Source organism: Bradyrhizobium sp. Kon69, from assembly GCF_055807515.1.
This window is the reverse complement of sequence record NZ_JBVVOS010000633.1, coordinates 1-230: the sequence shown is the minus strand read 5'-3', so window position 1 is coordinate 230 and position 230 is coordinate 1. Positions and strand designations below refer to the sequence as shown.

Annotated in this window: 1 protein-coding gene; it reads left to right on the top strand. The window is 58.7% G+C overall.

Annotated elements, in window-relative coordinates:
- The coding region (locus AC0L3U_RS40390) for a tyrosine-type recombinase/integrase (RefSeq protein ID WP_473365269.1) at positions 1-230 on the top strand (230 nt) is incomplete at both ends.

The window sequence follows — 230 nt, the reverse complement described above, 5'->3', positions numbered from 1 at the left end:
GATTACGTGATCGCCAGCGATATCGCCGGTCAGCCACGCCACGATCTCAACAAGCCCTGGCAGCTTGTGAGTAGGCGGTCAGGCTTGGCGGGGGTGAGAATTCATGACCTTCGTCACACCCATGCGAGCTATGGTGCCGGCGCTGGTTTTGGGCTCCCAATTATCGGGAAATTGCTGGGACATTCTCAGCCGGCCACAACAGCCCGCTACGCCCATTTAGACAACGACCC